At 41.6% G+C, this 22,522-nt stretch carries 21 protein-coding genes; 9 read left to right on the top strand and 12 right to left on the bottom strand.

The genetic code is table 11. The annotated features are described in order from the left end of the window. Positions 1-2: 2 nt before the first annotated feature. From PP181_RS09840 to PP181_RS09855, 4 genes are all read right to left on the bottom strand, one after another. Entirely contained in the window at positions 3-404 is a 402-nt protein-coding gene (locus tag PP181_RS09840) for a DUF1206 domain-containing protein (protein WP_272636951.1), read from the bottom strand. A gap of 71 nt (positions 405-475) precedes the next feature. Then, positions 476-880: a thiol-disulfide oxidoreductase DCC family protein gene (locus PP181_RS09845; protein ID WP_246160890.1), complete on the bottom strand. Its 405-nt coding sequence runs from the start codon at positions 878-880 to the stop codon at positions 476-478. Positions 881-920: 40 nt separating this feature from the next. Further along, the gene (locus tag PP181_RS09850) at positions 921-2,573 is read right to left on the bottom strand and encodes a tetratricopeptide repeat protein (protein WP_272636952.1); all 1,653 of its coding nucleotides are present in this window, start codon (positions 2,571-2,573) and stop codon (positions 921-923) included. 68 nt (positions 2,574-2,641) lie between these two features. Then, on the bottom strand, positions 2,642-4,495 hold the full coding sequence (locus PP181_RS09855; RefSeq protein ID WP_272636953.1) for a tetratricopeptide repeat protein: 1,854 nt from the start codon (positions 4,493-4,495) through the stop codon (positions 2,642-2,644). A 324-nt stretch (positions 4,496-4,819) separates the two neighbouring features. Here PP181_RS09855 and PP181_RS09860 point away from each other — a divergent pair, with 324 nt between their 5' ends. Beyond that, positions 4,820-6,376 carry a thiol-activated cytolysin family protein gene (locus tag PP181_RS09860; protein ID WP_272636954.1) on the top strand — a complete coding sequence of 519 codons (1,557 nt, stop codon included), beginning with the start codon at positions 4,820-4,822 and terminating at the stop codon, positions 6,374-6,376. Between the two features lie 139 nt (positions 6,377-6,515). On the opposite strand, the gene PP181_RS09865 is transcribed toward PP181_RS09860, so the two are convergent. Both PP181_RS09865 and PP181_RS09870 read right to left on the bottom strand, forming a co-directional pair. Then, complete coding sequence (locus PP181_RS09865) at positions 6,516-8,687, bottom strand: endonuclease MutS2 (protein ID WP_272636955.1); 2,172 nt, start codon at positions 8,685-8,687, stop codon at positions 6,516-6,518. Positions 8,688-8,872: 185 nt separating this feature from the next. Then, the gene (locus PP181_RS09870) at positions 8,873-9,301 is read right to left on the bottom strand and encodes a hypothetical protein (RefSeq protein ID WP_272636956.1); all 429 of its coding nucleotides are present in this window, start codon (positions 9,299-9,301) and stop codon (positions 8,873-8,875) included. Positions 9,302-9,458: 157 nt separating this feature from the next. On the opposite strand from PP181_RS09870, the gene PP181_RS09875 reads away from it, so the two are divergent. Together PP181_RS09875 and PP181_RS09880 are read left to right on the top strand one after the other, a co-directional pair. Further along, a complete protein-coding gene (locus PP181_RS09875) occupies positions 9,459-10,124 on the top strand; it encodes a uracil-DNA glycosylase (protein WP_272636957.1) in 666 nt (221 codons plus the stop codon). A 59-nt stretch (positions 10,125-10,183) separates the two neighbouring features. Beyond that, positions 10,184-10,615 carry a response regulator gene (locus PP181_RS09880; RefSeq protein WP_272636958.1) on the top strand — a complete coding sequence of 144 codons (432 nt, stop codon included), beginning with the start codon at positions 10,184-10,186 and terminating at the stop codon, positions 10,613-10,615. Here the strand turns inward: PP181_RS09880 and PP181_RS09885 are convergent. From PP181_RS09885 to PP181_RS09910, 6 genes are all read right to left on the bottom strand, one after another. Continuing rightward, positions 10,612-11,463, bottom strand: a complete 852-nt coding sequence (locus PP181_RS09885; protein WP_272636959.1) for a substrate-binding domain-containing protein — start codon at positions 11,461-11,463, stop codon at positions 10,612-10,614. The two genes, PP181_RS09880 and PP181_RS09885, sit on opposite strands and share 4 nt — an antisense overlap. Then, on the bottom strand, positions 11,460-12,332 hold the full coding sequence (locus PP181_RS09890; RefSeq protein ID WP_272636960.1) for a nucleoside phosphorylase: 873 nt from the start codon (positions 12,330-12,332) through the stop codon (positions 11,460-11,462). Before PP181_RS09890 ends, PP181_RS09885 begins: the two co-directional genes overlap by 4 nt. A gap of 1 nt (position 12,333) precedes the next feature. Beyond that, positions 12,334-13,266, bottom strand: a complete 933-nt coding sequence (locus PP181_RS09895; protein WP_272636961.1) for a DUF1835 domain-containing protein — start codon at positions 13,264-13,266, stop codon at positions 12,334-12,336. 114 nt (positions 13,267-13,380) lie between these two features. Further along, the gene (locus PP181_RS09900) at positions 13,381-13,707 is read right to left on the bottom strand and encodes a translation initiation factor (RefSeq protein WP_272636962.1); all 327 of its coding nucleotides are present in this window, start codon (positions 13,705-13,707) and stop codon (positions 13,381-13,383) included. Between the two features lie 2 nt (positions 13,708-13,709). Then, positions 13,710-14,939, bottom strand: coding sequence for a tRNA modification GTPase (locus PP181_RS09905; protein WP_272636963.1), 1,230 nt, complete (start codon positions 14,937-14,939; stop codon positions 13,710-13,712). 79 nt (positions 14,940-15,018) lie between these two features. Next, positions 15,019-15,969 carry an isopenicillin N synthase family dioxygenase gene (locus tag PP181_RS09910; RefSeq protein ID WP_272636964.1) on the bottom strand — a complete coding sequence of 317 codons (951 nt, stop codon included), beginning with the start codon at positions 15,967-15,969 and terminating at the stop codon, positions 15,019-15,021. Between the two features lie 126 nt (positions 15,970-16,095). Between PP181_RS09910 and PP181_RS09915 the strand changes: the two genes are divergently transcribed. The 6 genes from PP181_RS09915 to PP181_RS09940 all read left to right on the top strand — a co-directional run bounded on the left by PP181_RS09915 (position 16,096) and on the right by PP181_RS09940 (position 22,520). Then, positions 16,096-18,072 carry an alpha-ketoacid dehydrogenase subunit alpha/beta gene (locus tag PP181_RS09915; protein WP_272636965.1) on the top strand — a complete coding sequence of 659 codons (1,977 nt, stop codon included), beginning with the start codon at positions 16,096-16,098 and terminating at the stop codon, positions 18,070-18,072. Positions 18,073-18,218: 146 nt separating this feature from the next. Then, positions 18,219-18,701, top strand: coding sequence for a lipocalin family protein (locus PP181_RS09920; RefSeq protein ID WP_138258230.1), 483 nt, complete (start codon positions 18,219-18,221; stop codon positions 18,699-18,701). Between the two features lie 25 nt (positions 18,702-18,726). Further along, positions 18,727-19,422, top strand: coding sequence for an OmpA family protein (locus tag PP181_RS09925; protein WP_272636966.1), 696 nt, complete (start codon positions 18,727-18,729; stop codon positions 19,420-19,422). A 211-nt stretch (positions 19,423-19,633) separates the two neighbouring features. Next, positions 19,634-20,758, top strand: a complete 1,125-nt coding sequence (locus PP181_RS09930; protein ID WP_272636967.1) for an NAD(P)/FAD-dependent oxidoreductase — start codon at positions 19,634-19,636, stop codon at positions 20,756-20,758. Continuing rightward, complete coding sequence (locus PP181_RS09935) at positions 20,755-21,459, top strand: methyltransferase domain-containing protein (RefSeq protein WP_272636968.1); 705 nt, start codon at positions 20,755-20,757, stop codon at positions 21,457-21,459. Before PP181_RS09930 ends, PP181_RS09935 begins: the two co-directional genes overlap by 4 nt. 5 nt (positions 21,460-21,464) lie before the next feature. Beyond that, the gene (locus tag PP181_RS09940) at positions 21,465-22,520 is read left to right on the top strand and encodes a type III polyketide synthase (RefSeq protein WP_272636969.1); all 1,056 of its coding nucleotides are present in this window, start codon (positions 21,465-21,467) and stop codon (positions 22,518-22,520) included. Positions 22,521-22,522 lie beyond the last annotated feature (2 nt).

Genomic DNA, 22,522 nt, shown 5'->3' on the forward strand with positions numbered 1-22,522 from the left:
TGCTAATATTCAGGTGGTATCAAGGAAGATTTACTTCCTCCATTATTTCCGGTTTGTGAGAATGCGTTTATCAAAGATAAAAATCCAAGCCCCATGTAAATTAGTCCACTAATGAAGAAACTTATGCGTTTAATCGTACCTTTTCCATCATCCCCTATGTTTTCAGGATCTTGGATACTTTGAATAAAACGCCACAATGCATAGCAACAAAGTCCTAGTCCAAGTGCCACCAAAATAAATTTCCCAAAAGGTTGCTTTTCCAAAAATTCAATGACCTCTAATTTACCGGCTTTTTGGCCACCTAGATTAAAGGCTGCCAAAAAGGCCAATACACCCGTAATCAAATAAACTACTCCTTTTGCAACAAAACCTGTGCGTGCCGTCTTTATAATTTTATCATCCACGTTTACAAGTTTCCATATTTAATCCAGAAAATGTAACTTGTAAGCTATGGTTGTTAATCCAATCGAAATAACTAGAGAAATTTGGCCCTGATTTCAGGACTTGGAACCATACAGTCTTCCCTTTTACCGAACCATGCGTATCTATATTTTGCAATTAAATCGTATACGATATCACGTATTTTACTGGGAATCAATTGAAAAATTTTAGAAACTGTCCTATATCCTTTTAAAGACTTGCCTACTTCCAGTGCAGCATCGGATTTTATATAAAAAGCCACTCCCGGTTCGATCAGCACAACGGAATCAATTTTAGTGGTGTCAATTTTTCGTTCTTTTAGAAGTCGTTGGCCCACATCGCTTTGTAAGGAAGTAAACTGAAAAACATCCTTGTGATCCCGTTTTATAACGAACTGGACGAAACCGTTACAGACGTTGCATAGCCCGTCAAATAGAATAATTTTTTTTGCTTTTTCCACAACACAAAGATAATGCAGCTTTAATACTAGACCTAAGGGTTTATAACGTATTTAAGAATTGGTTCAAATCTGTTTCCTTGTCCAGGCCCAGTTTCTTTTTGAGTCGGTACTTGGATTTGAGGATACTATCCGGTAAAACGTTTAGGGTTGCCGCAATTTCCTTGGTGGTGAGGTTCATGCGAAGAAAGGCGGCCAGGCGGATTTCCTTTTCAGATATATCCGGATAAATGGTCTTTAGTTTTTGGTCGAAGTCGTTGTGGACTTCGGCAAAATAACTTTTAAAGACCTCCCAGTCCTTGTCCGATGCATTTTCCTTTTTCAATAGCATCACGATGCGCCTAAACTCCATTTTGAACTTTTCCGGGGAGTTTTTGATGTTTTCCAGGTTTTCCATGAGTTCTTGGATAAAAGTGTTCTTCTGGACCAAGTGCAAGGTCTGGCTGGCCAATTCCTTTTGTTTGTGCTCGATTTCCTGTTGGTAGATAGCTTCTTGTTTTTCTCTTTCGATTTTGTTTTTCTTGATTCGCTGCCTGAATCCAAAGAATAAAAGTCCAGAGACCGTTAGGGCAGATGCCATGCCACCGGCATAAAGACCTTTTTTAAGATTACTGATTTCTACCTCTTGACTGAGGGTTTTTATTTCTTCTTGCTGAAGTGCAATTTCTGCTTCTTTCTTTTCGGTTTGATACTTAATTTCAAGATTGTTTATTCTTTCCGTTACCTCAACCCCCTTAAGGCTGTCATATAATTGGTTGTACTTTGTCCTATACTCATAGGCACTTTTGAAATTATTGGTAGCCGCCTTAATTTCTGCCATTTTTCCATAACTACGAATAAGTCTTTCTATATTCCCTGTACTGTTGGCTATGACCATTGCTTGTTGCATGTATTCTTCGGCTTGATTATAGTTTTTTTCTACCATAGCCATTTCGCCCAAATTCCTTAAAATCAATCCCTTTAATTGTGGCTCCCCATATTTTTCTGAGTGCTGCAGTGCCAAGGAATAGTACGATTTGGCCTTTCCAAAATTCTCCATGTCGTCAAAAACGGCTCCTATATTATTATACTCCCTCGTCAATGCAATACTTGGATTTTTTTCAAAATGTGTTATACTCTTGTAGTGGTACTCGAGTGCTTTTTCATAGTGCCCTTCGTAGCGATAATTTGCTGCGAGGTTTCCCCAACATTTCGGGATAAAATCATTCAATCCATATTTTATACATATTTCTTCGCTTTGTTGGTAGTACTTGTTGGAAGCCTCCAAGTTTTTTACATCGAACATCAGATTGCCCATGTTCAAATAACTTCTAGCCAAATCTATAGGGTCTCCTTCTATTTTTTCATTAAGTTGAGCTGCTATTTGATGTGATTTCAAAGCCTCGTCATATTGGCCCAAATAGCGCTGGGAAATTCCCAATTGATTGAGTGTATTGGGCATGGGATCCTCCATTTTTAGCTGTTCCAATAGATTCAATGCTTTTTTGCAATTATCAATGGAATTTTGAAAGTCCGATTTCAGATAGAAATAATGCCCAAATAGTTGATATGCCTTGGCTTCAAAATAAATTTCCTTTTGTTTAATTGCATTAAGCATTAGGCTATCGACAATAAGTTTAGCCTCTTCTAAATTATTTTCGACTGATTCCTGATAACGCAGTATTTGAGCTTCGAAGGCCAAGCTATCCAATTTCATTTTGCTACCGTTTTGGGCAATTATCGATGCAAAAGAGAATGTTAGTATTAGAATTGCAAAATATCGCATCATAGCGTGTTTAAAAATTGGTTCAAGTCGGTATCCTTATCCAAACCCAGTTTCTTTTTGAGTCGGTATTTGGACTTTAAAATACTATCCGGTAAAACGTTGAGGGTTGCCGCAATTTCCTTGGTGGTAAGGTTCATGCGAAGAAAGGCCGCCAGGCGGATTTCCTTCTCGGAAATATCCGGATAGATGGTCTTGAGTTTTTGGTCAAAGTCATTGTGAACATCTGCAAAATAACTCTTAAAGACCTCCCAGTCCTTGTCCGATGCATTTTCTTTTTTTAGAAGCATTACGATACGCCGGAATTCCATCTTGAATTTCTCCGGAGAGTTCTTGATGTTCTCTAGGTTTTCCATAAGCTCCTGGATAAAGGTGTTCTTTTGGACCAAATGCAGGGTCTGACTCGCCAATTCCTTTTGTTTGTGCTCAATTTCCTGTTGGTAGATAGCCTCTTGTTTTTCCCTTTCGATTTTGTTTTTCTTTATACGTTGCCGGAATCCGAAGAACAACAAACCTGAAACGGTCACAAAGGTGAACATGCCACCGGCATAGAGCCCTTTGGTCAATGTATCCACTTTGGCCTTTTCATTTAAGGTGTTGATTTCTTCTTTTTGCAGGGCAATTTCCGCTTCTTTTTTTTCGGTTTCATATAAAGTTTGTAGTTGTTCTATTTGCTTGGATTTCTTGGTATTGAAGATGCTATCCTTTATAAAATTCATTTTAAGTAAATCTTCTAAGGCATTCGTTTCCATACCCCAAAGCGCATAGGATTTTGACCTAAATTCCAACGCATTTTTAAGCTCATTGGCTTGGCCCAAAGAGTCTGACCAAGAAATAGCCCTGTTAAGATGAAATAAAGCAGAATCCTTATTTTTAAGAAGGGCATGGGTATAGCCCACATGATATTCATGGACAATTCTGTTAGCCATACTTTCATCATGTTCAGTGTTTTTAGTCGATTTATGAAAACTATTCAGGGCCTCCTCAAGTTTTCCCTGTTCCCGAAGTGCAATGGCCAAGTTGCCTAAAGATAAAGATCTAGATTCCTTAAAACCGTAATCTTCGCAAATGGTGAGTCCTTTTTTATAACTTTCAATAGCATTGTCATACCGTTTAAGTTCCAAGTAGACATTCCCAATATCCGACCAAACATAGGATTGAAATAGGTAATCATCAACTTTTTCATAAATATCATTGGCTTTATTTAAATAAGAAAGTGCGTCTTCAAAATCTTTTTCCTGATAATTGAGTTTGGCGATATTTCTATAAACATCTCCTTGGCGAAAAATATCCCTCGGTATAGTATCAAGTATATTTAATGCCGCCTTAAAACCTTTCATGGCGTTTACGTAATCTCCTTGTTCGTAAAAATGGTAGGCCCTATTATTGAGCGTAACTCCATAATTGAGATAATCCTTTTCTACAAGGTTCATTTTTGCGACAGTATCCATAAGCTTTATAGCTTTTACATAATTGCCATTTTGTCCTTCTATAACACTTATATTGGCCATAGCACTGGCCAAATTTCTATTACTGCCAAAAAGCTTTGAGAACCTAATGGCCTCTTGATAGTTCAGCATGGCACTATCCATTATTTGCAATGCTCCATAAGCATTTGCCTTAAGAAAATGTCCGTCAGAAAGACCATTTCCATAATTGTTATTTTTACTAATACTTAATATTAAATTGGCTAGAGCAATGGATTCCCTTGAGTCATTATACATATGATGTTCTACCATTTGAGCCAAAATATCCACACTATCCTTGTAACTCTTACTTAGCTTTAATAATTCACCAAGACTATCCGATTTTACCAGAGGTTCTTGCGAGAACAGGAGTGAATTAATAGAAATCAAAAAAAACGCTAAATTTTTAATACAGTTCATAGTTATAAATGAGAAATATCAATATAGAAACTACAAGTTAAACTTAAATACCTCAAATTCAGTCCTGTCCATACTTTGTCCATGAATTCGAAGTCAAAAGATAATTATAAATTTATTTAAAATATTGATTATCAGATTTCTAAAAAAAATAAGTCAATATCAATTTACAATATGTCCATACCCAATTTATGCCAATATGATTTCACTTGTCCATACTTTGTCCATGGACAAAATTAGGTAAGCCATTGATTGAAAGATAGTTTTGAGGTGTTGAATCCAATAAACCGTAAAATTATGAAAACAATCAATTTTAAAAACATGAACGGAATGTCCTTAACATTGGCCATTCTCTTATTTGCCCTCAGTTCTTGCAGCAAAGACACCATTGATGGCCCGGAAAAAAACGGAGGTGTCAGTGGTGTAGAGGCCGATAGTATTAATGCATATATCGCCAGACTCTCTTATGACCCAGATGCCCTTTTAAATGTCCAAAGCACACCTGGATCAGAGAGCCGAGTGGTCAGCAACAACTCTAATAACAGTCTGGGGAATGTTACAGAATGCAAAACCAATGAGTATAATATTCGCTCAAATTTTGAAGATGTTGCAATTTTTGACCCAACATTAGGGGTTATTTATCCCGGTGCATTGGTTATTGGTAATGATCAAATGTTGGACGGGGCCCCCCAACCGCTGCAAATAGCAAGAGCCGGTATGAAATTACGCTTAGACCTTCCTGGAATTGGTGATAAGGGAACCCTAGAAATAAATGACCCAGATTACGGGACCGTTCAAACCGCGTTGGATGAGGGCCTTGAATATTGGAATAGTGAAATTGCTCCTCAAGGTTATGAAATTGCCTCCAACGCCTATTACGAGTCAACGACAGCGTATACGTCCCAACAGATGAGTTTAGACTTGGGAGTAGGTGTAGAGTGGGCAAGCGGTTCCTCGTTTGAATCGCAATTCAGTTACAATAGCAGCTCTCAAAAAAGAGTAGCGGCCATACTTTACAGACAGGTCTTTTATGAAGTAACCATGGTTACCCCGGATTCGCCTGCAGATGTATTTGGTAGTACGGTAGACCTAAATAGAGTTAAATCTCTTATGAACTCCGATTCCCCTCCTGCCTATGTCAGTTCCGTACAATATGGAAGAATAATCATGGTTCGTATGGAAACAACAAGTACCGAAGCAAGCGTAGAACTTGATGCCGCCTTGGAGTATGCCAGTATAGGGAAAGACGTAAATGCAGATGTTGAGGCTAAATACAAATCGATTTTGGAACAATCCACTATCAACGTGGTAACCATTGGCGGAAATGCAGAAGTGGCTTCACGCGTAATTACCGGAAGTGACGTAGCATCATCTGGAGGTCTTAATTATGTTATAAATGAAGGAGCCCTTTACAGCAGGGACAATCCAGGAGCACCGATTGCCTACACCATTAAATATTTAAAAGATAATCGCATTGCCAAAATGGGGTACAATACCGATTATAGATTGGAAGAATGCCAAACATATGCGTATGTTCATAAGAATGCCAGGCTAAGAAAAACTATTGGAGTAGATGTTCGTTTTAGGTTCTCCTATAAGAAAAGAGGAACCCAAACAACGGAAGAAACCGATTGGAAAAAAGTGGATGAAAAGAACATTTTCTTCAACTTGAGCCCGCCAAATGGAGCACATGATGTGCATATACAATTTCAATACTGGGACCTTGTTTGGAAAACCATGGGGGAATTCGACCTAAATTACATTAATAGTGAAAAGTGTTATGAAGCCTATTGCTCCAAAACATTTCTAGGTATTTGTACCGAGTATACGATTCAATCCGTTAGTTGTAATTAGCGTTTATGTTTTGAGAAATGCAGTCGGCACCCAAAGTTGGGATTCAACAACTTGGTGTCGGCTGTTTTTTAAAGAATTTCAGGGTGTTCAATCAAATTAAATCGTATACGATTTAATATATATACCTGATAATCAATCTCTATTTCGACTTTTCTACCAAATCTAACTGGTCCACACTTACGTTCGTGGTAAACATGCCATAATTGACAATGGCCTTTCCTTTTTCCAGGGAATCTATGGTGCCCACGGCCTTTCCGTCAAACATTCGTACCCGATCGCCCACTTTAAAAACAGGTCTGGGTTTGCTTTTTTTCTTTTGGATGGCCTTTTTCTTTTCTACCTTCTTTTTCTCCCGGATCACCTTGACCTCCTTTTGGACTTCTTGCGCTACCTTGGCCTGCTTGGCCCGTTCCTTTTTGGCCTCCGCAGCCGATTTCTTCTTGCGCTTACTATTTTCTGTTTCCACAATCCGCAGTAACTCGGAAATCAAGGGTCTCTTTTTGTTGTTCTGGAAATATTTGTCCGCAGCAATATTTACTTTGTTGCCCAACTGGATCATACGCTGGTCATGGTCGTACAGCTCCTGGTAGTTTTCCAATTTGGACTTTATCTTGGCATTCAATTTTTCCAATCGTTCCGCTTCCTCGCGGGCCTTGGCTTCTTCTTCTTTGAGCTTGGAGCCCGTTTCCGCCATTTTACTGCGTTCCTTCTGTAATTTGGCAATGGTAGCATCAAACCTGACCTTCCCGCGCTCGATTTTCTTTTTGGCCTTGTTGATAAGCGAGTAGGGGATGCCATTTTTTTGTGCCACCTCAAAGGTAAAGGAGCTTCCGGCCTGACCCAAGATTAACTGGAATGTCGGTTCTAGGGTCTTACTGTCAAAAAGCATGTTGGCATTGGTTGCGTGCGGCAGTTCATTGGCCAATGCTTTCAAATTGGCATAATGGGTGGTAATGACCCCGTAAGAGCCCCGTTCATAAAACACTTCCAAAAAGGTTTCCGCCAAGGCACCGCCCAGTTCTGGGTCACTACCTGTTCCAAACTCGTCGATCAGGAACAAGGTGCTTTCATTGCAACGTTTTAAGAACTGGTTCATGTTTTTGAGTCGGTAACTGTACGTACTTAAATGATTTTCAATGGATTGATTATCTCCTATATCGGTTAATATTTTATCGAAAAAGCAGACCTCGCTTCGTTCGTGCACAGGAATCAAAAGTCCGCTCTGAAGCATTACTTGCAATAGTCCTATAGTCTTTAGGGTAATACTTTTACCGCCCGCATTGGGTCCGGAAATCACGATGATCCTATTCTCGGCATGTAGTTCGATGGTTTGGGGAAAAGTTTTCTCCCCCTTTCGCATATTACTAAGAAAAAGAAGAGGGTGGAAGGCATCCCGTAGATACAATCTCTGCGCTTCATTCAATTTAGGCAAGAGAGCATTGATATCCTGCGCGTACTTCGCTTTAGCCGCAGTAACATCTATTTGGGTCAGATAATCCTGATAATCACTTAAAAGAGCTCTAAATGGCCGGATTTGACTTGTCAAACGATTCAAGATCCGTTGTATTTCCTCCTTTTCGTCAAACTCAAGATTGTTGAGTTCCCTACTGTACTTTAAAGCGGCTTCGGGTTCAATGTACACGATACTTCCCGTTTTTGAGGTCCCCATGACCGCACCGCGCACCTTTTTACGGTACATCGCCTTAACGGCCAATACGCGCCGGTTCTCTACTACTGACTCCCGTATTTCATCCAGATAGTCGGAAGATTGGTAAGTGGCTAGCGCATTGCCAAAACTTTGACTTATTTTTCCCCTAACTTGGTTCATCTGTCTTCGGATGCGTAATAGGTCCTCGGAGGCATTGTCCTTTATCTCGCCAAATCGGTCTATAACATCATTTACAAGTTCCGGAATCTCTTTATTGGGTTCCAATTCCAAGGCAAAATCATGCAGCAGGGGATAGTACTCCTGGAATTTTTTGAAAAATTTCTGATGTGCCAACACCGTATCGCAAATATGGGCGATACGCTTGAAACCTTGAAGCTCCAAAGTTGTATTTTCAATTTTCAATAGTCGCAACTCACCATTGATACTATCAAAACCATGATTTGGGATACTGTTCTCGCTTACGATGGAAGAAAGATACTCGGATGTCATACCCAAAGAATGCGTCATAAGGGATGCATTGCCCAAAGGTGCTATTTCTAACGACGCCTCTTTTCCCAGGGCAGTGTTACATCTTATGGAAATCTGTTGCAAAACTTTGGGGAACTCGAGATCCTGTAAGGTTTTAGAATGAATTTTGGCCATATATCTATTTAGATGGCGGTAAAGGTAGCTATTGGCAACGATATAGAGAAAGGCGTCAATTGCAATAATCAGTGGCTTGGTGGAGCATATTGGCCCAAAAAAGATATGAAGATATATGTTCCTTGAATCAAGGAATTTTAAAACCTTTCCTAGTTTCTTCCGGATACAATAACTGTCGAGGATAATTAATTCGCCTCAGAAGTTGCGGCCCAAATATCCTCTTGTTCCCTCGTAGGTTCCAAAATAGGCTGAATTTGGGGCTTGATGCGCATGTATTCCTGAAAGCGATAGGATTCCAGCACATCGGCCATGGCCATGGTCTCCTTACTGGAGAGCTGCTTTAACAGCTCGTATTTGGCCTTGGGAGAAAGGGTTTCATCCTCTTCAATGGCCTTCCGTTTCACCAAGAATTTGGCCACGGTTCCTTGAAATTCAAGGGCTTGGTCCATGCCCATAACCAAACGGGGCTGGTATTTAGCAGTGATGTCCACGGCTTCGGAACGTATTTTACCATTGATCTTAAGGGCATACAAGGTCTGGCCCGAAACATGAAAAGAGAAGAAAACGGCAATTACTGCGATTAATACCGTCTTCACTACAAAGTTTTTCTTCATAACAAACATGATATTAATGAGTTACAAATTTAATAACTAGATTGTTTTTTGTCAAGTAGAAATTTTGAAATCCTATGATTTTATAGCAATCAAACACCTTTGGCTTGCCCTTCAAGGAATATACGCCTAGCTTTGTAAAAAGTAGATATACGCACCTATGGACGTACAAATGGAATCGGGTTGGAAATCGCAACTGCAATTTGAATTTGAAAAACCCTATTTTAAAGCCTTAACGGACTTTGTGAAACGGGAATATACACAAAACAGGTGCTACCCAAAGGGCTCGGATATATTTGCGGCCTTTGACCATTGCCCGTTTGAGGCGACCAAGGTCGTCATCCTTGGGCAAGACCCTTACCACGGACCGGGACAGGCAAACGGACTCTGCTTTTCGGTGGCGGACGGAATTCCACATCCTCCTTCCTTGGTGAATATTTTTAAGGAAATTGAGACGGACGTACAAAAACCCTATCCAACCAGCGGTAATTTGGAACGTTGGGCAGACCAAGGGGTGCTCCTATTGAATGCCACCCTTACCGTTCGTGCGCATCAAGCGGGCAGTCATCAAGGAAAAGGGTGGGAAACCTTTACGGATTCCGTCATCGAAAAAATATCCGAAAACAGTGAAAACGTGGTCTTTTTGTTATGGGGCGGCTTTGCGAAGAAAAAAGCTAAGCTGATCGATGGGAAAAGGCATCGGATATTAACATCGGGCCATCCTTCCCCCCTAAGTGCCAATAGGGGATATTGGTTCGGGAACCGACATTTTTCACAATGCAATAAAATTTTAGCGGATTTAGGCAATAAAACCATAGATTGGTAGGTTTTAGTTTTATCTTAAATAGGAATTTTCTTATTTTTCTGAATAAAAACGTTTACACCATGAATAAATTTGAGCAGGTAAATTCCATATTGCTGATTGACGATGATGAATCCAGCAACTTCCTTCATTCCATTTTTATAAATAAACTAGGCCTTGATATAGAGATAAATACAGCCCTTAATGGTCAGGAAGGCTTGGATTTCATTATGAACAGGGGACTTGAGAGACTTTCTCTTCCATGTATGGTAATGTTAGATCTAAGAATGCCCGTTAAGGACGGTTGGGATTTCATGCGAATGTACGAGGAGCAAGTGCCCGAGGAATTAAAACAACAATTGGCGATCGTTTTGGTTACGGTCAGCGACAACCCTCAGGATAAGGAGCGGGCAGCGGCAAATCCCCATATTCTGGATTACGTACAAAAACCGCTTTCGGATAGTACGTTCAAAAAGCTCATAGGAAAGCATTTTAACCTAAAGGAAATAGTTTAAATATCCTCCAAGTAATGTCTTAACGGTAACGCCTTCTCAATCAATTTAAGTTGCTGGAGCGTGTCAAGTACGTTTTCAAGGACACCGGAATCCAATTGTTGTTGACTCCAGGATGTCAAGGATAACCAAGTCTGGATATCCTCCAGTTTTTGTCCGTATCTATTGGCTAGGGTCCTATCGATACTGGGTATATTCTTGAATTCAGACGTGTAAAGATTGATAACTTCCAAAATGTGCGTTATCAGTATTTTATTTTCCTGCAGGAATCCATTGGTGGCTACCAACATAAAACAGGGCCAAGGTGTGGGGCAATCCCCCAATCTTCTAAAAACACCATCGTCCACGATGGGTTTCGTGGTAAAATGTTCCCACATGAAATAATCGGCCGTGCCCTCGCTCAAACTTTTAATGGCTCCCTCTAGGTCATTGATAACCTCAAACTGCAATGCATTTAGGTCCCATCCCTCGTTTTGGGCCTGCACAAAGGCCATCAAATGGCTTCCGCTACCAAATCTACTAATAGCGGCTTTTGCGCCCCTTAAATCGCTTAAATGTTCAAAATCACTTTGGGCCGATACATGAACGCCCCAGAGCAGGGGAGACGCGATGTATTCCTGAACGATCTTGACCTGATTTCCTTCAGAAATGCTTTTGACAATACCTTCGGTAAGAATAATGGCCAGATCGGTTTTGTTCTCGGACAAGAGTTGGCACATTCTCCCGGTACCCTCGGGAATATCCTCCCATTGCAAATCGATGCCGCGGTCTTCAAAGGCACCTTCCTCCAAAGCCAAGTGCCATGGAAGGTTAAAATGTTCCGGTACGCCTACTATTTTGACAGTTTTCAATCCGATGTTATTTTTTGAAGTGCAAAAGTAATCAGTTCTTGTACCGATGCTTCGGGATTTTTGGAAAATTCCCCCGTAGCCCTGTTTGCAAGAATGCAATTTAGAGAGACGGCTTGGTGCCCCAGCAATTTTGAAAGCGCGTAAATGCCCGAAGTTTCCATTTCCAGATTGGTAATTTGCCTGTCCTGATACCTGAAATTGGAAATCGATTCAATAAAACCGTTCGTACTTGGCGCAAGTCGTAACGTTCGTCCTTGAGGCCCATAAAATCCTGTATTTGTGGTGGTTATTCCAAATCGTATACGATTTGATTTAAATTTTTTGGCCAAATCTGCATTGAATTGCACAACATAGGGCCTCGATTTTTTCGGTGACCAGCCGGTCTGAAGGATAAATGCATCCTCCATTTCCATAAAATCCGAAAGCTCATTTTTGTAAAAATGCAAGAGCCCGTCAAATCCTATTGCCAACTCCGTAAGTATCCAGGAATCTATCGGTATGTCCTCTTGGATGGCTCCGGAAGTACCAATCCGGATAATTTTTAATCGTATACGATTTTTTTTAAGCTTTCTGGTCTCAAAATCGATATTGACAAGGGCGTCCAATTCGTTCAGGACAATATCGATATTGTCCGTCCCAATTCCCGTGGAGATCACACTGATACGTTTTCCATTAAGAAATCCCGTATGGGTTAGGAATTCCCGTTTTCCTTTTTTGATTTGTATGGAATCGAAATGGCTGGAGACTTCGGTGACCCGGTCGGGATCACCAACCGTAATAATGGTCTCTGCAATATCATGAGGCAAAAGGTTGAGATGGTAGATGCTGCCATCGGCATTAAGGATAAGCTCGGATGGGCTTAGTCGCATTCTAGAGTTTTAAAATTCTGTTCGAATCCGTATTGTATAGGAAATCATATTTTAAGGCTCCTCCCAAATAGACGTCATTGTCCTGTATACAGGAATAGTAACTGGTCTGTCCGTCCAGGATTTCCTTTCCTTTTTTGGTCAATCGTACTGGGTTCAATGAAGAAAACAATGGTTTTAACCGTTGTAAGGCCCTTTCGTATTGGGAATCACCAAAGCCTAGGTTGCCTTGATTGTTTAAAATAGTACCTAAAAATTCACTTTTGGACTTAGGCTTTTTATCGATGGCCAATTGCAAAATGTTGTTTTCCATCTCGTTGAGACCATTGGCAATACTAGGAAAACGTCTTAAATGTGTTTTGACCGCATCGCCTAGATAAGCAAAATTGTAATCGTTGAAATCAGTCAGGTTTTCAAGACGGATAGGATTGTTGCTGCAATACAATTGCCATACATAATCGGCGTATTCCACATCATCTTGGTTCAGCACCACCTTATGCTTATATAATTTCAAAAGATGTTCGTCCGAAAGCTCGTTCAACGAGTATAATTTATCCGTATTGTCTTCCTTACCACTACACACCAAAGAAATTTGGGCATATCTTCTATTGGTCAACAACCAGCTTATGACCGCTAACATATTGACCTGACAAAATAAATCATACTCGAACCAAAGTACTATTTGGTCCTGCTGTTTGTGATTACAAAGAGAACGATATTCCTTAAGCGTTTTCTCAATAAACCAAGACTTTGAAACCTTGTAATTCTTATGTAAGAATTCAAACCTGGTCTTCCAAAAGGACTCACTGCCTACGCTCGTAAGCGTTTTACCCTCACATAGCATTTCACGCCATGTGATGATATCGCCTTTTAAATTCAACTTCTTAAGACGCTCCGTAAATGCGTCTCCGTTTGTTATGTGTAGCAGGGAACTCATTTTCTGATAGTGGTTTAGGTTGAACAGTTAAAAGTACGGTTTAAAGCAAAAAAACAAAAAAAATTAACAAAAAAAGACGCAACCTATTCGCTATCCGTGCATTATAGTAAATTTTTAACCCCCAACCCTTTTGACGTTAAAGCCCTTTTCTTTTAGGATTTCCATGATTTTATTCCTGTAATCCCCTTGAATGATAATTTGGTCGTTTTTGAAGCTTCCCCCCACGCTCAACCGTGTTTTTAGTTCCTTGGCCAATTTTTTGAAGTCGGAATCCGCCCCGGTATATCCTTCTATGATGGTGATCGGTTTTCCTTTTCGTTTCTCATATTTACAGATCATGGGGCTGTCCTGTAACCAAAAGTTGCTTTGCGGTGCTTCCTTCTGGGGTTCTTCCGGCACATGGTCCGGGAATAGGTTTTTCAATTGGTCTTTTAGGTCCATCTTTAAAAAATTCTATACCCTAAAATTAATGAAAAGCCTTTATAATCCGAAGAGTAGGATTTAAAGGCCTTCGTGTTGAAGATTTCCCTATTGCCCAATAGTCTTCCTTCAAAACTAAATCGATTCAATATTGTAAAACCGATACCTGGGGCAAAACTGAAATTGTACCCAATTTCGCCTTCAGAACCTCCAAAATTTACATAGTTTACCTCAGAATTGATGGGCAAATCAATAAGTGCCGAAGCATTCAAGAAAAGTTTGAAATTTTCACCAAAGAACATGTAATGTCTAAAACCAATGGGGATTTCCAAGGAAGTGTAATTCACTACCGCATAAAAGTCCGAGTTGGGAACAAAACTACTACGTTGCTGTGATCGTGTTCGGGCTTTGAAGTTTCTGTAGGTCGGTTCAACAATTAAAGCCCATTTGTTCCTGTTGAATGGCAGTATAAATTCTAGCTCAGCCCCAATTCTAAATTCATTTTGGGAACCAAAATCCGCATTTCTAAAACTGGATAGGGAATTTTGCACATCCAAGGATGTAAAGTTTATCCCAGGCCTTAGGGCAAGATGGATGATACCTTTTGACTTTTCGTTTCCAAGAGCTTCATAGGACGGGTCAGTGCATTCATTATAAGAATTGAATATTCTTTTTATGGGGTCCATCTTATACTGAAGCTTTTGCAAGCCATTTTTAGAAAAACCCTCACAATCCAAAGCGTTCCACATTTGCTGCCTAAACTCATTGTTTTCTCCAATCTTTAGGTCTTCCCGCTTATAGATTTTATGACGAAGCTGTACTATATCCTCATCCCCCACATTGAAGAAAAATCGCCTTAGATCTCCGTCCTCATAATAATACAAGTTTGCCTCGCCCTTCACTATTTCCTTTAGAAAAATAGTTTCCTCCTTCCACGAAAAGGAGCGGTCCATCGTTAGTTCACTTGTTTTCCAAGGTGAGCGATCTATTAAAATGGTTTTTCTGATAAAAACTGGCCCATCCGTTATTCCAAATTCCTGAATTTCCGAAATGGTACCGGTTTTCTCCCCGCTATTTTCCGAAATTTGATATTGGAACTCTGAAGGATTGTTTTTCCATTCCAAGTTCTTGATATAACAAGATGTCCGCTGGCCGGAATTATCGATTATGTACCCTGGTTCAAAATCAATTTGTGCGCTTAACAGTAGACTAAAAAAGCTAAACAATAAAGCAATAGAAGATTTTTTTAACATTGGGTAAAGATTGGAATGATTGGAATGATTGGTTAAAATGATTGTTAAACGCAGAAAAAAGAAAAGGATTGTAGGCGTTCTACATTTTAATCAATCCCAATTCAATGAGTCGCTCGTGAAGGAATTCACCAGCCGTGATATCCTCATAAAGTTTAGGGTGCTCCTTGTCGATACAGTTTTCAAGGCAATTCAAGGGCATTTCACTGATGGGGTGCATAAAAAACGGCACGGAGTACCTAGACGTTCCCCACAATTCCCTTGGGGGATTCACCACCTGGTGAATGGTGGATTTCAATTTGTTGTTGGACAACCTGGAAAGCATATCCCCCACATTGATCATCAACTCGTCCGACTTTGCGATAGCATCTACCCATTCGCCTTTATGATTCTGTACCTGCAGCCCTTTTCCATGGGCACCCATGAGTAGGGTAATCAAGTTGATATCCCCATGGGCCGCCGCTCTTACGGCGTTTTTGGGTTCAGAAGTAATTGGAGGGTAATGGATTGGCCTTAAAATGGAATTCCCGTTCTTAATGTATTCATCGAAGTAGACCTCATTTAAATCCAAGTGAATGGCAAGTGCTCGCAATACATATTTTGCAGTCTTTTCCAACATTTTATAGGTTTCTTTTCCTACCTCATTGAATTTTGGAAGCTCATCCACCGTTACATTATCCGGGTATTCCTCTTTCAATTTTGGGCTGTCTTCCACATACTGGCCAAAATGCCAAAATTCTTTCAAATCACCTTCTTTTCTTCCCTTTGCATGTTCCTTCCCAAAGGAGGTATAACCGCGCTGACCGCCAATGCCCTCGATTTCATATTTGTCCTTGATCTCTTGGGGAAGATTGAAAAATTTTTTTATTTCGGAGTAAAGGTCTTCCACCAACGTATCGGACAAAAAATGGCCGCTAAGCGCCACAAAACCGATGTTTTCAAAAGCAGCTCCGATTTCCTTTACAAACTTTTGCTTCCTGGCAGGGTCATCGGATAAAAAATCCCTCAAATCAACACTAGGCACTACACTCATTGAAAAATTATTTAGAATATATTACAAAGCTACAAATTCTTGCGTTCATCCAAAGTGTTGGATTTACAACAAGATGATGTGTTTTTTGTTACATTTATTCCCTGATTTCAACCAATGTTCCTACGTATGGATTTTAAAGCTTTTATGGTATCCAATGATGTTAAGCTAGCCTTGTACAGCGCCATGCTGAAACCTCGCATGATCGAAGAAAAAATGCTGATTTTATTGCGACAGGGAAAGATTTCCAAATGGTTCAGTGGTATCGGGCAGGAAGCGATTTCCGTAGGAGTGGCATTGGCCATGCAGAATGAGGAATATATCCTTCCCATGCACCGCAATCTGGGAGTTTTTACCACAAGGAAAATTCCCTTACACCGACTCTTTTCCCAGTGGCAAGGGAAAATGGGCGGTTTTACCAAGGGCAGGGACCGCAGTTTTCATTTCGGCACGCAAGAATTCAAGATCATTGGGATGATATCCCATTTGGGACCCCAAATGGGTGTGGCAGACGGCATCGCGCTTGCGCATAAACTGCGAAAGGAGCCACATGTAACCGCTGTCTTTACCGGGGAAGGTGCTACCAGCGAGGGTGATTTTCACGAAGCCCTGAACATTGCCGCCGTTTGGGAATTACCCGTTCTGTTCTGCGTTGAGAACAATGGATATGGGCTATCCACCCCAACCAACGAGCAATATCGCTGCGAACATATTGCGGATAAGGGAATAGGGTATGGCATGGAATCCCATATCATCGATGGAAATAATATTCTGGAGGTTTTTTCCAAGGTAAACGAACTGTGCATTGATATCCGCAAGAACCCCAGACCCGTTTTATTGGAATTCAAGACCTTTCGTATGCGCGGGCATGAGGAAGCGAGCGGCACCAAATACGTGCCCGAGGAACTCATGGAAACCTGGGCGGCGAAAGACCCCTTGGAAAACTATACAAAATACTTAATGGAAACCGGTTTGTTGACCGAAACCATAGAGGCAGCGTTCCGTGAAGAAATTGCCCAAGAAATAGACGAAAATCTTCAAAAAGCCTTTCAGGAGGGATCGATTACAGCCAATGTAAGTAATGAATTACATGATGTCTATCAAGATTTTGATTACAAGGAAGTTGCACCCATGATTCATAAACGAAATATCCGTTTTGTAGATGCCATTTCCCAAGGTTTGAAGTCGGCTATGGAAAAACATGACAACTTGGTCATCATGGGTCAGGATGTAGCCGAATACGGCGGGGTTTTTAAGATTACCGACGGATTTGTGGAGGCCTTTGGAAAGGAACGAGTGCGAAATACTCCCATCTGTGAATCCGCCATCGTCTCAACGGCCATGGGGCTGTCCATAAATGGGATGAAATCGGTCGTTGAAATGCAATTTGCGGATTTTGTCAGTAGCGGTTTTAATCCTATCGTCAATTATCTGGCCAAAAGCCACTACCGATGGGGAGAAAAGGCCGATGTGGTTATTCGTATGCCCTGCGGGGGCGGGGTGGGGGCAGGACCCTTCCATTCACAGACCAACGAAGCCTGGTTTACGAAAACCCCAGGGTTGAAAGTGGTGTACCCGGCGTTCCCTTCAGACGCAAAAGGACTTCTGGCCACGGCCATCGAGGACCCAAATCCAGTGCTCTACTTTGAACACAAAGGGCTGTACCGTAGTGTCTATGAAGATGTCCCCGTTAATCCCTTTACGATACCTTTTGGAAAGGCCAATTTATTGAAATCCGGTAGGGATATCACCATCGTTACGTATGGTGCGGGGGTGCATTGGACCTTGGAAACCTTGGAAAGGCATCAGGACATCAGTGCGGACCTACTTGACTTGCGTACCTTGCAACCCTTGGATACGGAGGCAATTTATACATCGGTACGGAAAACGGGAAAACTCATTATCCTACAGGAGGATAGTCTTTTTGGTGGGATTGCCAGTGATATTTCGGCCTTGGTCACGGAAAACTGTTTTCAGTATCTGGACGGACCCGTGAAACGTGTTGCCAGCTTGGATACCCCTATCCCTTTCAATACCGCCTTGGAACAACAGTATTTGGCCAAATCCAGATTTGAACAGGATCTCTTGGATTTGATGGCCTTTTAGTGTTTCGATCAACAAAAAATGGAATCGAGCGAAGCTAATTTGATACTTCTACAAATATTTGTGGGTATTAAATCGTTATAGGCCTAAATACATCCAAAAACTTATTTGGTAACGTATATAGGGTAATCTTAAAAACAATGCTATTTATGAAAAAAGCAATAGTTCTTACGGGGATTTTCGCAATGATGCTATCCTCTTGTTCCATTTCCAAGGACGCAAGGTCCAAGCGCAACCTGCTCAGTGGTACCTGGTCCTTAAACGATGTTTCCTTTGAAAACAATACCGGTAACTTTAAGGCGGTCCTGTTCAACGATGTTGAGGATATCTGTCTTGAAGGAAGCGAGTGGTTCTTTAGGGACAACAACAGCACCGGAAGGTATACTATTTCCCCATCTACCCTTTGCAACGGGGGAGATCGCTATATTAGATGGTCTGTTGTGGAGCGTGCGGAAAACTATCAGAGTCAATTACAGTTCAAGTTTATTGACGAAAGGAACAAGGACATCTCCGGAGGTTTGGGCTACCGACTCAACATTGAAAGCCTTACGGAATCTACAATGACCTTAAAATCCAATGTACAGGTAAATGGAGAACCCGTTACCGTGGTGTACGATTTTACAAAGAAATAAATCCCCAATTTTTAAAAACAAACAGATGAAATCTAGATTATTAAAAAATACAAGTTATGTTTTGGCTTTGGCCATGGTTATGAGCTGTAGTACCGTCAAAAATGCCAACAAGACCCAAAAAGGTGCCGCAATTGGTGCTGCGGGAGGTGCCGTAATAGGTGGTGTCATTGGAAACAACGTTGGAAGCGGAAACAACACTGCTTTGGGTGCCATTTTAGGAGCCGCTATTGGAGGTGCTGCGGGTGGTTATATCGGTAACCGTATGGATAGGCAAGCGGAACGTATCGAAGAGGAAATCCCGGGTGCGGAAGTGAAAAGAGTAGGCGAGGGAATCAACGTTACCTTCAATGAAGAAGCCGGTGTGTATTTTGACACCAATAAATCCGATGTTAAGGGAACTTCCGCCGCCACTTTGGATAAATTGGCCGGTATTTTTAAGGAATATCCTAAATCCAATATTTTGGTGGAAGGCCATACCGATAGTGCAGGCTCCGACGAATACAATATGAAGCTCTCCGAACAACGTGCTACTTCCGTAACCAGTTATTTGGTAGCCAAAGGTATTGATCCCTCCCGGTTTACGACCAAGTGGTACGGGGAGAATCAGCCTGTAGGCGATAACAATACGGTTGAAGGCAAGGCCCAGAACAGAAGGGTAGAATTGGCCATTGTGGCAAGCGAGGAATTGAAGGAAGAGGCCGTACAACAAACCAAAGGATAATCCTGGTAAAGTTCAGGGGGCTGTCTAAATAATTTAGCGGTTACCCCGTAGCAAGCTGCGAAGCTTTTTTTCACGAGTAAACTACCTCGGGTCATTCGTAGGAAACAATTTTTTAATTACAAGGCAAGCTTGGGGATATTAAACCCTTTTGCGGTGCCAATAAATCCCCGCACAAGGCGGGGATTATTTTTGGATTGCGTACTTTCAGGATGTGAACGAACATCAAATAGGCATTGTAGGGGGTGGTTTGGCTGGACTAACGGCCGCCATTGCGCTTTCCCGCTATGGATATGACATCGCGGTTTTTGAAAGCAATACCTATCCACATCATAAAGTGTGTGGTGAATACCTTTCCAACGAGATCCTTCCGTATTTGAATTCACTTGGGGTCGACCTTTTAGCGGCGGGTGGGAAGTCCATAGACCGTTTTGAAATCAGCAGCAACCAGGGTAAAATTGCAGCGTGCCGACTTCCCTTGGGTGGCGTGGGTATTAGCAGGTATGCGCTGGATAACCTATTGTACGAAACCGCCAAGAGCCAAAAGGTTACCTTTTACTTCGAAAAGGTGCAGGATATCCGGTTTGATGGAAATGGGTTTAAGGTGGAAAGCCGACAAACAAGGGTAAGCGCTCACATGGTTATCGGTGCGTACGGAAAACGATCGGGGTTGGATAAAGCCCTGCACCGTTCCTTTATCCAAAAAAAGACACATTGGTTGGCCATAAAGGGACACTATTCATTTCCCGAATTCCCTAATGATCTCGTGGCCCTGCACAATTTTAAGGGCGGTTACGGCGGACTTTCAAAAACGGAGAAGGGCCATATCAATTTTTGTTATTTGGCCCAATACGATGTATTCAAGGAGTTCAAGGACGTATCGGCCTTCAATGAAAAGATTGTTTCCCAGAATCCGCATTTAAAGCATTTTTTAGTAAATGCCGAACCGGTTTTTGAACATCCCCTGAGCATCGGTCAGATTTCCTTTGAGCCAAAGGAACCCATTGTAAACCATGTGCTGATGTGCGGCGATACGGCGGGATTGATACATCCGCTCTGCGGCAATGGTATGGCGATGGCCATTCATGCGGGAAAACTGGTTTCGGAGTTCGTGCACGCTTATTTCAGAGGAACCTATATAAGTCGAAGGGATATGGAAAACGCTTACCAAAGATCTTGGAACACCCATTTTAAGCGCCGACTGTTTTATGGACGTTATTTCCAAAAATTATTGCTGAAGGATAGTTTTTTGAATTGGGGTATTTCCACCTTTGGTCGGTCTGAAGGACTGCTCCAAAATATAATTGCCAAAACCCACGGAAAAACAGTTTCACCATGATGGATATATCGACCAGAAGTACGAAGAAAGAGCGCTTGGACGACTTTCAAGGTTCCCAAAAGGAGTTGGATTTCATCTTGGAGGACATCAATCGGGTAAACCGACTATTAGGAGGTATCCATATCACCTCAAACGCCGTATTCAGGATGTTTCGGGAACATAAACAAGAATCGTATACGATTTTGGACGTAGGTTGTTCCGATGGTGACATGCTCAGAAAACTCGCCTTGAAGGCCAGAAAGTTGAACATCCGTATACATTTCATCGGTCTGGACCTTAATAAGGACGCTTTGGAAATCGCACGAAAAAAATCCGTGGATTTTCCTGAAATTTCCTATCTAAATCGGGATGTATTTACCTTGGATTCCATCGAAGTGGATATCGTCATCACCACTTTGACCTTACATCATTTTAGCAATGCCAATATCCCTATATTTTTGGAAAGGTTCGTTAATATGGCCCATATCGGTGTAATTATTAACGATTTACAGAGAAGTCGGCTCGCCTACTACCTTTTTAAGGCATTTAGTGTTATTTTTATTAAAACGGAAACCGCCAAAAATGATGGATTAATTTCCATTTTAAGGGGTTTTAAAAAGAAAGAATTGCAAACCTTTTCCGACCAAGTTCCAAATGTACAGCATAAAATTTCGTGGAAATGGGCCTTTAGGTACCGTTGGATCCTTAAAAAGTGCGCCTAAAATATATGAATAGTACCAAAATTGTGACCGTTTCCAAGGCTTTGCCCGCGTATTCAAGCGAAACCAAGGACATCATCCCGTATGTAAACGCATGGCTTGAGGACCAGGAAGAGCGCTTTCGAAGAAAAGTCGTGAAAATATTTGAAGGAGCGGCCGTGGACAAGCGCTACGGCATTATGCCCGTGAAGGAGGTATTTACGGCGACTTCGTTCGAGGAAAAAAACCGTCGCTATGCCGCTGCGTCCAAGCAATTGGGGAGCGAAGCCTTACAATCGGCCCTGGAAACCGCGGGCTGGTCGGCAGACTCTCTCGACTATATCATCACAGTAAGCTGTACGGGTATCATGATTCCTTCCTTGGATGCCTATTTGATAAACGAACTGGGATTGCGGCAGGACGTGGTTCGACTCCCTGTAACTGAAATGGGCTGTGCGGCCGGGGTATCGGGATTGATCTATGCCCATAATTTTTTACGCAACAATCCCAATAAACGCATCGCCTTGGTGGCAGTGGAAAGTCCCACGGCTACCTTCCAATTGGACGATTTCTCCATGGCCAATATGGTAAGTGCCGCTATTTTTGGGGATGGCGCGGCCTGTGTATTGCTTTCTTCCGAAAAGGAAGCGGCAGGTCCAACAATTAAGGGCGAGGAAATGTTCCATTTTAAGGACGCGACCCACTTAATGGGTTTCGATTTGGTGAATACCGGACTCAAAATGATATTGGACCCTGCCGTTCCGGAAACAATTGCAACCTATTTCCCTGAAATCGTCCATCCTTTTCTTGAAAAATACGGAAGCAGTATCGAAAAGGTGGACCATTTGATCTTTCATCCCGGCGGACGCAAAATCGTGCAGACCGTTGAGGAACTTTTTGGTAGTTTAGGAAAGAATATAGATGATACCCGAGAAGTACTCCGTTTGTACGGAAATATGAGCAGCGTCACGGTTTTATATGTGTTACAGCGCTTCTTGGATAGGGGTTTGAACAAAGGTGAGCAGGGCATGGTACTCAGTTTTGGTCCCGGGTTTTCCGCACAACGGGTTTTGTTGGAATGGTAAAT

Origin of the sequence: Maribacter sp. PR66 (assembly GCF_028464205.1) — a bacterium.
Lineage (GTDB): Bacteria > Bacteroidota > Bacteroidia > Flavobacteriales > Flavobacteriaceae > Maribacter > Maribacter flavus.

Bases quoted from the DNA above. Each gene is read 5' to 3' on its own strand.
- PP181_RS09850 (WP_272636952.1), bottom strand. From the start codon at position 2,573: ATGAAATTGGATAGCTTGGCCTTCGAAGCTCAAATACTGCGTTATCAG.
- PP181_RS09860 (WP_272636954.1), top strand. From the start codon at position 4,820: ATGAAAACAATCAATTTTAAAAACATGAACGGAATGTCCTTAACATTG.
- PP181_RS09865 (WP_272636955.1), bottom strand. From the start codon at position 8,687: ATGGCCAAAATTCATTCTAAAACCTTACAGGATCTCGAGTTCCCCAAA.
- PP181_RS09870 (WP_272636956.1), bottom strand. From the start codon at position 9,301: ATGAAGAAAAACTTTGTAGTGAAGACGGTATTAATCGCAGTAATTGCC.
- PP181_RS09875 (WP_272636957.1), top strand. From the start codon at position 9,459: ATGGACGTACAAATGGAATCGGGTTGGAAATCGCAACTGCAATTTGAA.
- PP181_RS09880 (WP_272636958.1), top strand. From the start codon at position 10,184: ATGAATAAATTTGAGCAGGTAAATTCCATATTGCTGATTGACGATGAT.
- PP181_RS09890 (WP_272636960.1), bottom strand. From the start codon at position 12,332: ATGCGACTAAGCCCATCCGAGCTTATCCTTAATGCCGATGGCAGCATC.
- PP181_RS09895 (WP_272636961.1), bottom strand. From the start codon at position 13,266: ATGAGTTCCCTGCTACACATAACAAACGGAGACGCATTTACGGAGCGT.
- PP181_RS09900 (WP_272636962.1), bottom strand. From the start codon at position 13,707: ATGGACCTAAAAGACCAATTGAAAAACCTATTCCCGGACCATGTGCCG.
- PP181_RS09905 (WP_272636963.1), bottom strand. From the start codon at position 14,939: ATGTTAAAAAAATCTTCTATTGCTTTATTGTTTAGCTTTTTTAGTCTA.
- PP181_RS09910 (WP_272636964.1), bottom strand. From the start codon at position 15,969: ATGAGTGTAGTGCCTAGTGTTGATTTGAGGGATTTTTTATCCGATGAC.
- PP181_RS09915 (WP_272636965.1), top strand. From the start codon at position 16,096: ATGGATTTTAAAGCTTTTATGGTATCCAATGATGTTAAGCTAGCCTTG.
- PP181_RS09920 (WP_138258230.1), top strand. From the start codon at position 18,219: ATGAAAAAAGCAATAGTTCTTACGGGGATTTTCGCAATGATGCTATCC.
- PP181_RS09925 (WP_272636966.1), top strand. From the start codon at position 18,727: ATGAAATCTAGATTATTAAAAAATACAAGTTATGTTTTGGCTTTGGCC.
- PP181_RS09935 (WP_272636968.1), top strand. From the start codon at position 20,755: ATGATGGATATATCGACCAGAAGTACGAAGAAAGAGCGCTTGGACGAC.
- PP181_RS09940 (WP_272636969.1), top strand. From the start codon at position 21,465: ATGAATAGTACCAAAATTGTGACCGTTTCCAAGGCTTTGCCCGCGTAT.